General features: G+C 34.6%; 7 protein-coding genes and 2 pseudogenes. 7 read left to right on the forward strand and 2 right to left on the reverse strand.

Annotated features, from left to right (window positions below; all coding sequences use genetic code 11):
• Window positions 1-84: 84 nt before the first annotated feature.
• The 3 genes from RMR19_RS03905 (at window position 85) to RMR19_RS03915 (ending at window position 3,879) form a co-directional block, all read left to right on the forward strand.
• A complete protein-coding gene (locus tag RMR19_RS03905; protein WP_310602188.1) occupies window positions 85-1,797 on the forward strand; it encodes a methyl-accepting chemotaxis protein in 1,713 nt (570 codons plus the stop codon).
• A gap of 21 nt (window positions 1,798-1,818) precedes the next feature.
• The gene (locus RMR19_RS03910) at window positions 1,819-2,835 is read left to right on the forward strand and encodes a hypothetical protein (RefSeq protein ID WP_310602189.1); all 1,017 of its coding nucleotides are present in this window, start codon (window positions 1,819-1,821) and stop codon (window positions 2,833-2,835) included.
• A gap of 552 nt (window positions 2,836-3,387) precedes the next feature.
• Window positions 3,388-3,879, forward strand: coding sequence for a hypothetical protein (locus tag RMR19_RS03915; RefSeq protein ID WP_310602190.1), 492 nt, complete (start codon window positions 3,388-3,390; stop codon window positions 3,877-3,879).
• A gap of 398 nt (window positions 3,880-4,277) precedes the next feature.
• On the opposite strand, the gene RMR19_RS03920 is transcribed toward RMR19_RS03915, so the two are convergent.
• The gene (locus tag RMR19_RS03920; protein WP_310602191.1) at window positions 4,278-6,053 is read right to left on the reverse strand and encodes an ABC transporter ATP-binding protein; all 1,776 of its coding nucleotides are present in this window, start codon (window positions 6,051-6,053) and stop codon (window positions 4,278-4,280) included.
• The gene (locus tag RMR19_RS03925) at window positions 6,053-7,795 is read right to left on the reverse strand and encodes an ABC transporter ATP-binding protein (protein WP_310602192.1); all 1,743 of its coding nucleotides are present in this window, start codon (window positions 7,793-7,795) and stop codon (window positions 6,053-6,055) included. Before RMR19_RS03925 ends, RMR19_RS03920 begins: the two co-directional genes overlap by 1 nt.
• Window positions 7,796-8,335: 540 nt before the next feature.
• On the opposite strand from RMR19_RS03925, the pseudogene RMR19_RS03930 reads away from it, so the two are divergent.
• The 4 genes and pseudogenes from RMR19_RS03930 to RMR19_RS03940 all read left to right on the forward strand — a co-directional run.
• Window positions 8,336-8,947: pseudogene (locus tag RMR19_RS03930) on the forward strand (GTP pyrophosphokinase); the annotation flags it as partial.
• A 403-nt stretch (window positions 8,948-9,350) separates the two neighbouring features.
• A pseudogene (locus RMR19_RS22125) lies at window positions 9,351-9,434 on the forward strand (IS607 family transposase); the annotation flags it as partial.
• Window positions 9,435-9,494: 60 nt separating this feature from the next.
• Window positions 9,495-10,670, forward strand: a complete 1,176-nt coding sequence (locus RMR19_RS03935) for an RNA-guided endonuclease InsQ/TnpB family protein (RefSeq protein ID WP_310602235.1) — start codon at window positions 9,495-9,497, stop codon at window positions 10,668-10,670.
• Window positions 10,671-10,839: 169 nt separating this feature from the next.
• Window positions 10,840-11,577: an MBL fold metallo-hydrolase gene (locus RMR19_RS03940; protein WP_310602193.1), complete on the forward strand. Its 738-nt coding sequence runs from the start codon at window positions 10,840-10,842 to the stop codon at window positions 11,575-11,577.
• Window positions 11,578-11,708 lie beyond the last annotated feature (131 nt).

Raw genomic sequence — 11,708 nt, forward strand, 5'->3', positions numbered from 1 at the left:
AGTTGTAGTTACACTTTGTATGTTCTATGTATGGGAGGTATATAGAACGATAGGACAAGATGAAAAAGAGAGGAGTTATGCGAGATGAAAAGTTTAAGAATGAAAGTTATTATTCCGTTATTGTTAATTGCGTTAGTTGGAATTGGTTCGTCACTTATGGGCCTTATTTCTTTAAAGCAACTTGGATCAGCAGGCAACGAAATTGCGGCAGAAAAAGTTCCTGTAATTATTACATTGGATGCTATTTCTGCTAATGTAGAACAGCTACAGCAACTACTTTTAACTCATAGTGTAATGAACACAAAGGAGGACAAGCAAGTTGTAGAGAAGAGTATTGCTACATCGGTAGCTACGATAAAAGCTTACCTTGAGAAGTATAAGGAGCTTACGGAGGATGCAACTACTTATAATGAATTAATTAGCGCTTATGATGAGTATATGAAGAATTATGAAGAAACAATGAGTCTAAGTGCGACAAACAACACAAGAGAAGTATCTGTTAAAGTAAATGGTGTACTTGCAGATATCTTCGGAAGATTAAATGAGAAAGTGCAGTCTTTAGTTAAGCAAGAACAGATTAATATCGGTCTTGCAAAAGGAGAACAAGATAATATATATGATAATGCTGTAATTATTGTATGCGCTATGTTAATTATTATGGTAATTATCTTTATTGCTAGTGTTTTTGTTACAGCAAAAACGATTATTATGCCAACGGTTGCATATGAGAAGCAGTTAAAAGAGATTACGAATAAGATTAATCAAAAGAATGGTGACTTAACACAACGTATTCCAGTGTGTACGGATGATGAGGTTGGTAAGCTTGTAAAAGGTGTTAATATGTTTATCATAACATTACAACGAATTATGAGCGAAATCGTATCTTCTTCAGTAGATTTAGATTCTACATTCCAAACAGTAAACGACAGTATTTCAAAGGCAAATGGAGATTCAGAAGATATCTCAGCTACAATGGAAGAAGTTGCAGCTACAATGGATACCGTATCTTCAACAATTAATGGCGTTAATAAGAGTACAGAGTCTGTTGGAAAAGATGTAGATAATGTAATGGAAATAACACGCGACATTCATGAACATACAATGGAAATGAGAAAACGTGCAGAAGAATTAGAAAGAACAGCTGTTACAAATAAAAATGGAACAAACGAGATTTTGGAAAATGTCCTTGAGAAATTAGACCAAGCAATTGAAAACAGTAGAAGCGTAGCAAGAGTAGATGAGTTAACAAATGAAATACTTAGTATCTCAACACAAACAAATTTACTTGCGTTAAATGCATCAATTGAGGCTGCTCGTGCTGGAGAAGCAGGAAGAGGGTTTGCAGTTGTAGCAGATGAAATTAGACAACTTGCAGAAAACAGTAGAGAGACAGCGAATAAGATTCAAAACATTAATGGTGTTGTAGTTAGTGCTGTTAATGAATTAAGCTCTAATGCAAATGAAATTATGAAATATATCTCGACAACAATATTACCAGACTACGATAACTATGCTGTATCTGGAAAACAATATCGTGAAGATGCAGAAGAAGTTAGTGCAGCAATGGATACTTGCTTGAACAAGATGGATGATTTGACAAATCATATTAATACAGTTGCAAGACAAATCAGTCAAATTGCGGTAGCTGTTGAAGAGAGTAGTCAAGGTATTACGATGTCTGCCGAAAGTACTACAAAATTAGTAGGAGAAATTAATCATGTATATGAGAACGTAGAGTCAAGTGTACATGTAGTACAGAATTTGAAACAGCAATCAGATGCTTTTACGAATTTATAGGCAGGGAAGGGAGAGAGAGCAATGAGAAAAAAGATATTGACAATCGTTCTTGCTGGAATGCTTGTAGTGATGCATGCAGTTCCTGTTCTAGCAACTGAAGTTGGTACAGAAGATGTAGCATCGTCAGAAGAACCAGTTGTAGATGAACAACTTCCAGAAGAACCAGTACCAGAAGATAAAGGAGAACCGGTTAGTTCGGGTGAACTTGTAGATGTAGATGTAATCGATCTATCCTTGCATACAGAAACAAGTGGAGAATTTACATCGATTTATACATATAGTAACCCATTCAAAGGGAAAGATACTTCGCAAGGTATTATCTTAGAATTCTACGCAAAACCTACATGGGAAGTGCATGAACTTGGTGCTATCTTCTCTTTCAACGGAAGCGGTGATTATGATGGTAGACTGTACTTTTCACCAGGTTCTTACTTAGGATTTAATAGTGCTCCTTTTGGTGGTTTCTTTGATGCAAACTTGTTTAACTATACGCTTGTTAAAGATTATATTAAAGACGGCGCTAAGATGCGTATTGAAATCTTACCTACTGGATTCGCATTATATGCAAACGATGAACTTTGCTATGATCAATCGATTTTGAGTGATCCAAACGCAGGTGCAGGTGATTTCACTCCGACTTCAGATTTCTCAAGTGTTTTAACATGGATTGCAGGCGCAGATGTACTTAACTTCGGTGCAGGTTCATGGTGGAACGCAGTTGGTTCGAACGAAGCAAACATTAATCTTTCAGAAGTAAGTTTCCGTTTGCAATCAGGTACGGTAGTATTCGACCAATTAAAAGTTGACAAAGGATTAGTGGAATCTCTTGGTGGTAGCGTTGGAGCTGTTGATGAAACATCTGGAACTTCTGATATCGCAATTGAAGAGGTGCAAGTAGATATATTCGATATTAATTCTGTTGAATATGAAAGAACTTCTGTATTGCCTGTTATGGCTGTCCTAGTTGTAGTTGTAGCAGTAGGTGCAGGAGCAGTTGTATTCTTTGCAACGAAGAAACGTACTTATGATGATGTGTAGGTAGTGGATGCAGTTTGATGCAAAACTTGGGAGGTTTTCGAAGCTTCTTCGTTGTCGTTCTATAATACGAAACACGCTACACACCTAAGGACTTCTAAGTGTGTAAGGGGAGGTTACTGAAAAGGGTACGGAAACGCCTTCGATTCGGCATCCTGCCTCGGCGTCCATGCCGAGCCTTCCTAGGTGGTGAGTTACACACTAAGAAGTACTATAGGTGTTTCGCTATCGTTTCTTAAGAGTGTTCTTTACTCTTTATTATAGAACGGCAATGAAGAAGCTAGGGAAGGTAGTGAAGTTTTGCATGGCTACTTTGTTGATACACAAGTAAGAGTAGAGTGATAGTAATGATTAGGACACTTCATGATGTAGAGATTTTGCTCTATGTTTGAAGTGTCTTTTTTGGAAGTGGAGGAAAGAATGTCTATAGAAAATCAAGCAACATAGTGCTCTTTGAAGGTGTTAGAGTAATTGGAGCAATTATTAGGGATATTATAGCAAAAGGATATATGGTATAATGTTACTCATAGTATTACTGCGAGAGGAGGGAGTATATTGAAAAAACGATTACCATTGATACTAGTGACGCTGTATCCATACCTAATTATACTTTCATTTCTAGGGCTTTTTGAAAAGTCTGTTTCGTTTATTTTTCCTGTGTTAGTTGTGTTATATTTTGTAGTACTGATTTGCTCAATAGGCACACTTTATACAGCCATTGTAAATAAACGAGACGAGCAAGAGCTGTTACGTATGAATATGATAATGAAGGTAGTACAGATTCCATCATACATACTTATATTTATCTGCGCCTTAATATGTCTGTCAACGATATTTACGTTTGCATTATCATTTTTTCTATTGTTTTTAGACTGCTTTACTATCTTTTTAACAGGCTTAGTTGGAGTAGCAGCTATAATAAGAGCATGTGAGGAAGGTAAACTTACAAGAAGAAGTGCTGTAATCCATGGACTCTTACAATTTGTATTCTGTATCGATGTTATTAGTGCGATTATTGTTTATGTGAAAGCGAAAAGACATAAATAAATCGAAAGTAAAATGAAAAGAATAGAGGAATAACAGAAAAAGGAAGGTGTATGCCTTCCTCTTTCTGTTATTTCTCTTCTATTTTATTATATGTATATTCTTAGATAATTGCGAAACTCTCAATAAACTTGCCTGTTTCTTGGGTCACATACGTTAACTAAGAAACGATAGCGAAACATCTATAGTACTTCTTGGTGTATGCTGTATAGCAAGGAAGGCGAGGCAAGGATGCCGAGCCAGCCTGAGCTGAGGCAGGATGCCGAATCGAAGGCGGTTCCGTACCTTTTGAAAATTTATCTGCATACACCTAGAAGTACTTAGATGTGTAGCGTGTTTTGTGTTAGCGTATGCGAACCAAGAAACTTAGACACCTATAAATAGAGTTTCGCAATTATTTTTTATAGATTCTTAAACTGTGCCATATACAGATTATAGTAGATGCCCTTCTTCTCAATTAACTCTTTTGCACTACCTTGTTCTTGAATGTTACCTTTATCGATAACGAAGATTCGGTCAGCTTTTTGAATCGTAGAGAGACGGTGAGCAATAACGAAAGAAGTACGACCCTTTAAAAGTGTTTCAATACCTTCTTGTACGAGTAGCTCTGTTTGTGTATCGATACTAGAAGTGGCTTCGTCTAAGATAAGAATCTTAGGTTTGGAAACCATTGTTCTAGCGAATGCAAGCAATTGTCGTTGACCAATTGACAAGCCACTACCACGTTCTTTTAATTCTGTATCATATCCTTTTTCTAATTTCATAATGAAATCATGTGCATTAACTGATTTTGCAGCTTCCATAATCTCTTCATCAGTAGCATCAAGTCGTCCGTAGCGGATATTTTCCTTAATAGTACCAGAGAATAAGAAGTTATCTTGTGTCATGACACCCATTTGTTGTCGTAGACTTTCGATGGATACTTCTTTTAGATCATAGTTATCTACCAAAATCTTACCCTTTTGAATATCATAAAAACGGCTAATAAGATTTACGATTGTAGTTTTTCCCGCACCTGTTGGACCAACAAGGGCAATTGTTTCACCAGCTTTTACAGAGAAGTTAACATCATCAAGAACTAATGTATCCTCGTCATAAGAGAAGCTTACGTGGTCAAAATGGATATCACCTTTAATATCAGGTAATTCGGTTACATTGCTATCATCTACGATATCAGGTGCGGTATCAAGGATTTCAAAGATACGTTCAGCACCGGCAATATTAGTGATTAATTGATTGTAGAAGTTACTTAGGTTTAAGAGTGGACTCCAGAACATAGAAATATATGTTCCAAATGCAACTAATAGACCAACAGAACCAGGCCCAATACCTAGAATTTTAATACCAACAAAGTAAAGTGAGGCAGAACCGATACCCCAACATAGGTCAATAATAGGTCCAATCGAATCGTTTAATGTGACAGCATGGATAAAGCTGCTACGGTGTTCTTGAAGTAAATGATCAAAGGTTTCCGTAGTTTCGTCTTCTGCAGTAAGACTTTGAATAATACGAATACCAGATAAATCTTCATGTATAAATGCATTTACATTGGCACTCTTTTTGCGGAATATTCTCCAACGTAAATGTGAGAATCGTTGTACGCAGTAGATACCAATTGCCATGAGTGGTAAGCTGATTAAGGCAGCTAGAGCGAGTTTGTAGTTCTTAATTAACATAATAACAACTACGGCACATACCGTAATAAAATCAGGAATTAAAGTAGTAACACTGTTTGTTAATACATCTTTGAGTGAATTAACATCACCAATAATTCGAGATAATACCTTACCCGTAGGGCGGCTATCAAAGAAACTAAAGCTTAGTTTTTGAATATGTGTATATAATTCTTGTCGAATCTCTAATAAAATCTCATTAGAAATCTTGGACATAATATACATACGGACTTTGATTAAAAAGACCATAATAATATTAATGATTGCAGCAAAGATACCAAGACGTATTAAACCATCTGTATCGTTGTTTTGAATATAATTATCGATTGCTTCTTCTATTATCAATGGATTAAGTAGTGCAATTACAACACAGATTGCCATAATAAATAATACAAAGATAATTTGGAAACGGTATTTTAACATATAACGATAGAGACGGAGTAAAGTAGCAATTTTCCCAGTATCCGTCGATTTTTCGTCGCTTTTATATGAATCAACAGCCATTATACAGTCACCTCCTGTGTGCTTTCTAAGTAGTCACCATATTGGCTCATATATGTTTGATAGTAAAGACCATGTTTAGCAAGAAGTTCTTCGTGTGTGCCTCGTTCTGCAATACTTCCACCATCTTCAAGAATAATAATTTCATCAGCATGGCGTACTGCGGAGATACGGTGTGCAATAATAACCTTAGTTGTATTACCAAGTTGCGTAAGGGCTTCTTGAATTGCATGTTCTGTTTCCATATCAAGTGCGGAAGTTGAGTCGTCTAATACTAAGATTGGTGCTCTCTTAGCTAAGGCTCTAGCAATACTAATTCGTTGCTTTTGTCCACCAGATAGACCAACACCACGTTCGCCAATAACGGTATTGTACTTATTGTCTAGTTTTTCAATGAATGCATCTGCTTGGGCATAAGCAGCAGACTCAATCATAAGTTCTTTGTTTACTTTATATTTGTCACCCATTTTAATATTCTCTTTGATTGTATCAGAGAATAGGAATACATCTTGCATAACTAAGGATATGTTACTTCTCAAGTTTTTCAAAGTAAGGTCCTTAATGTTAACGCCATCTACCTTAATAGAACCATCACTTGTTTCGTAGAAACGTTGTAAGATATTAATAATAGAGGATTTACCTGTACCAGTCGCCCCCATGATACCAATTGTTTTACCAGCATCTACATGGAAAGAGATGTCCGTAAGAATCTGCTTGCCGTTTTGTTCGAATGAAACATGTTCAAAATCAATTACACCATTTACAGTATCAAGTTGAACTGGATTTTCTGGATCTGTAATTTCAGGTACATTTTCGTATAGTTTCCGAATTTTCTTAGTAGAGGCTACTGCAGATGAGAAGCTGTTTGTTAACCAGCCAAGCATCTCCATAGGCCAAACAATATTTGTTGAGTAGATTGAGAATGCACTTAGCTCACCTACAGTAATCTCGCCATTAATTGTTAGAATACCACCATATATAATAACCACGATAGGAAGTAGCTTTGTAATGAATTGGAATAATGGTTGATAACGAACCAAAGCCTTAGATTGTTTCATATTAAGCTCATAATAACGGTTATTATGAGATAAGAACTTTTTGATTTCGAATTTCTCACGAGCAAATGCTTTAACGGTACGTACACCCGCTAAATTTTCTTGGGCAATCGTGTTTAAAGCAGCGTTTTCTTCACTAATTTCTTCATAGATAGAATCTAATTTTCGTTCCATTATAATTGCAAAAAGCGCAACCAGTGGCATTGCAAGACATGGAATGATAAATAATTTTTTACTTATGTTAAACATGCAATATAAAACGATTGAAGTATGAATAACAACTTCAATAATAAGCATTCCAACAAAACCAAGACCATCCCAGATACGGTCTACATCGTCTTTTACACGTGCCATTAATTCACCTGTGTTAGTTTTGTCAAAAAAACTAATAGATAGGCTTTGAATATGTGTGAATAGGTCACGACGAATATTCATTCCAATCTTTGAACTAACACTATCAAATGTGTATTCTTTAAGATATTGAAAGATGCACCTTCCAACACCAATACATATTGTAATAATAATTAGCTTGTTAAACAATTCCATCTTACCACCAATAATAACATCGTCAATAAAGCTTCCTGTAATTTTGGGTGTAAGCATATCAAGGGATACGCTAACTACCATACATGCGATGGCAAATATATAGACGTACCAGTATCTTGTAACATATCTTGATATCTTCTTCATGAAATTCTCCCTTCTTTTGTTAAAATCATTAAGTCATAGTTTGCGAGTTTCCATTGGTTTTAATACAACTCTCCATGAATAAATCTCCTCAAAAAGCACAAAAAGAGACCGTGGCAAGTTCACCACGGCCTTAAAAGTCAATATAAAAAGACAAAAATAATTCTTCCGTACTTTTATAATCGTACAAAAACGACAGAGGAGGTAATCTCACGTATAGATTGCTGTATTAAGTTTTCAGTTGTTGCATTAACATTAATTAATTTAAATCTAAACATAGCTTTTACCTCACTTTCTTTCATATTCTTTTGCCATTATAGCATTTATCTGGTAAATGTCAATATATTTTACTAAAAAAAATTAAACAATTATTAACTTTTGGTTAATATTCTGAATATTCAAAAATTGTTCACAAATATATGGTATACTGTAAATAATGGAAAGTGATAAAATTGCTTTACGGTTTGAGTAGAAAAAACGTTAGAGTTTACACATTAATTGCAACACGCACAAGGTTTACTTGGTGCAGATGGGGGTTTTAGCATGGAGCTACCGATTTTTTATGATGAAGCAGAAGAATGGAGTAATGCGCTGTTACTATATAATTCTGCATTGAAAGAAATTAATACAAAACTTGAAATACTAAATAATGAGTTTAAATTAGCTCATCAATATAATCCGATTGAACATATTACTTCAAGAGTGAAATCTCCACAAAGTATAGCGAAGAAGATTCGCCATAAGGAGAAGGAGTTAACAGTGGAGAACATTGTAAAGTACATAAATGATATTGCTGGAATACGAATTATATGTTCGTTTACATCTGACATTTATCGAATTGCAGATTTAATTACAAAGCAAAGCGATATTAAAGTATTAAAAGTAAAGGATTATATTATGCAGCCGAAAAAAAATGGCTATGCCAGCTATCATATGATAGTATCTGTTCCAATATTCCTATCAGATGCAGTTATTGATACAAAAGTGGAGATACAGATTCGTACAATCGCAATGGATTTCTGGGCTAGTTTGGAGCATAAGATTTATTACAAATTTGAAGGAAATGCACCTGAAAGAATTCGAAGTGAATTGAAAGAGTGTGCAGACATCGTTACTTATCTAGATCAAAAGATGCTATCTCTAAACGAAGAGATACATATCTATAGTCATGATGAGGCAGCAGAATATAAAGAGATTATGTCGGGAAACTATAGAAAGATGATGAAAGATTCCTATGGTAGTGTAATAGACGATGATGAGGAGGAAGACGAGGTTGATATCTCGAATTCAGAGGTTTTCTCAGAAGAAGATATTGATAGTGAGCAAGTTGAACAGATTATGGAGGACTTAGCTACGAACAATATTATGAGTGCGAATGCGAAAGAAACTATAAAAGGTGAGAAAAAAGAAAAGAAGGGATTAGGTTCATTCTTAACAAAGGTTATAAGCAATTCATAATAGACAGAATGGTAAAGGAGGAATGTTAAGTAATCAAAAATATAGATATATGTGCTCCAGTACCCTATAATGTGTTTATCATATATATGTGAAAAATATTATGAACACATCAAATATCACCAATTACAAACCAAAGGATTTTACGGAACTAGTAGGTGTATTATTAAAAACATTGTATCAATTTTGTATGTATTTAGTAATAGAGTAAGAGGTCTAAGCAAATACAAAAATCAGATAAAGGATGATGATGAAATTGCTGAGGAGTTACAAGACAGAAATAAAACCAACAGAGGAACAGATACAAAAAATTAATAGAACCTTTGGAGTTTGTAGATTTGTATATAATTTCTATCTTGCTCATAATAAAGAAGTATATGAGAAAGAGAATCAATTTGTGTCTGGTATGGATTTTTCAAAATGGCTAAACAATAGTTATATCAAAGAAAATCCAGAGTTTTTCTGGATGAAAAAGGTAAGTAGCAAATCCGTAAAGCAAAGTATTATGAACGCAGAGAAAGCATTTAAAAGTTTTTTCAAAGGACAATCCCGATTTCCTAAGTTCAAAAAGAAGGGAAAATCAGATGTAAAAATGTATTTTGTAAAAACAGATGCAAAAGTGATTATTCCATGCGAGAGACATCGAATTAAAATTCCTACTCTTGGCTGGGTGAGATTGAAAGAAAAGAATTATATACCAACAAATGCTACTACTCATATCATTAAAAGTGGAACAGTTTCTTGTAAAGCAGGAAGATATTATGTATCTGTACTTGTAGAGGAACAAGAATCGGAAAAACCTTTATTAAGTGATGTGGGAATAGGAATTGACTTGGGTGTAAAAGTGTTTGCTATTGTGAGCAATGGCATGACCTATAGGAATATCAATAAAATTAGTAAAGTTAAGAAATTAGAAAAGCAATTAAAAAGAGAACAACGCTGTCTATCGAAAAAATACGAGGACTACAAAAAGCGTAGAAAGAAAGGAGAAGCTACTAGGCAAAATATCCAAAAACAGCAGCTAAAAGTACAGAGACTTCATCATAGAATAGAACAGATTCGTACAAATCATATCAATGATTGTATTAGTGAGTTGGTAAAAACCAAGCCATCTTACATAACAATTGAGGATTTGAATGTATCGGGAATGATGAAGAATCGGCATCTATCCAAAGCAGTTGCTTCCCAAAAATTTTATGAGTTTCGAATAAAATTAGAAGCAAAATGCAAGGAATATGGGATTGAATTAAGAATTGTAGACAGGTGGTATCCATCGAGTAGACTTTGTCATGAATGTGGAAGTATTAAAAAAGATTTAAAACTTTCAGACAGAGAATACGTATGCGAATGTGGATATCACTGTGATAGAGATTTGAATGCGAGTCTTAATTTAAGAGATGCAATGACTTACAAAATAGCATAATCAAGCATTTGTAAGTATGTACGGCTGGCTAGGTCGGAATTTACGGTTGTGGACTATACAAGAACTTGTGAGTAGATTTTGTAGAAATACAAATCAAAAGCATATAGGATGAAACAACAAAAATCTCGATATGGGTAGATTTGTCCATATTTTGAGTAGCAGACAGAGTATGCTTACATTTTTAGGTACAGGTGGAGCGTTTAATACGGAAAGAGGAAACACAAGTGCTTATTTTGAATTAGGTACAGAACTTTTTATTATAGATGCAGGTGAAGATGTATTTGCTAAGCTAGTGAAGAAAAACTTGTTTCAAGGAAAAACAAGAGTAAATATATTCGTAACACATCTTCACAGTGATCATGCAGGAAGTCTAGGAACATTAATAGCATATTTATTCATTAAGGTGTTTAATCTTGACCGTAGCAAGGTGTGTGTATATTTTCCATCAGAAGCAATTACAGAGTTTTTGGCTTTGCAAGGAATTAAACAAGATATGTATACATTCTTTATTAATCGTTGGGATGAATTATATGTTGATGGCTATGAGAAGCAACCTGAGTATGTATTTGAGCCAACCCGCCATACCGATGAGCTGAATCGTAATAACGAAACAAATTGCTATGGTATAGAGTTCTCATTAAAATCAGATTTTGGCTTTTTCTATAGTGGGGATACTTGTGAATTCAATCAGAAGTTAATGAATACGTATGCATTTGACTATATCTATCATGAAGTGACATCAACAGAAGGTGCAACGGTACATTTTCAATATAATGAATTGCTTGCATTAACAAAAGATATGCCAGCAGATCAGAAAAAGAAGATTACATTAATGCATCTTGATTCCGATTTTGATATAGAGAAAGCGAAAGCAGATGGTTTCTCTATTGCAGGTGAAGAATCGTAATTTGAAGGGCTTAAATTGATTGCGTTATAAATATAATTTGAAATGAAAAAGAAGGCTGTTGCAAAATGAAATTTTCCTATATGTATCGTAGGAAGAACACATTTTGTAACAGCCATTTAATTTTTGTTAAT

This window comes from Anaerosporobacter sp. (assembly GCF_031551385.1).
Lineage (GTDB): Bacteria > Bacillota > Clostridia > Lachnospirales > Lachnospiraceae > Anaerosporobacter.

What these genes read in the sequence shown, in the direction of transcription:
- RMR19_RS03905 (WP_310602188.1), top strand. Translation starts at nt 85, where the DNA reads ATGAAAAGTTTAAGAATGAAAGTTATTATTCCGTTATTGTTAATTGCG.
- RMR19_RS03910 (WP_310602189.1), top strand. Translation starts at nt 1,819, where the DNA reads ATGAGAAAAAAGATATTGACAATCGTTCTTGCTGGAATGCTTGTAGTG.
- RMR19_RS03920 (WP_310602191.1), bottom strand. Translation starts at nt 6,053, where the DNA reads ATGGCTGTTGATTCATATAAAAGCGACGAAAAATCGACGGATACTGGG.
- RMR19_RS03925 (WP_310602192.1), bottom strand. Translation starts at nt 7,795, where the DNA reads ATGAAGAAGATATCAAGATATGTTACAAGATACTGGTACGTCTATATA.
- RMR19_RS03935 (WP_310602235.1), top strand. Translation starts at nt 9,495, where the DNA reads ATGATGAAATTGCTGAGGAGTTACAAGACAGAAATAAAACCAACAGAG.
- RMR19_RS03940 (WP_310602193.1), top strand. Translation starts at nt 10,840, where the DNA reads ATGCTTACATTTTTAGGTACAGGTGGAGCGTTTAATACGGAAAGAGGA.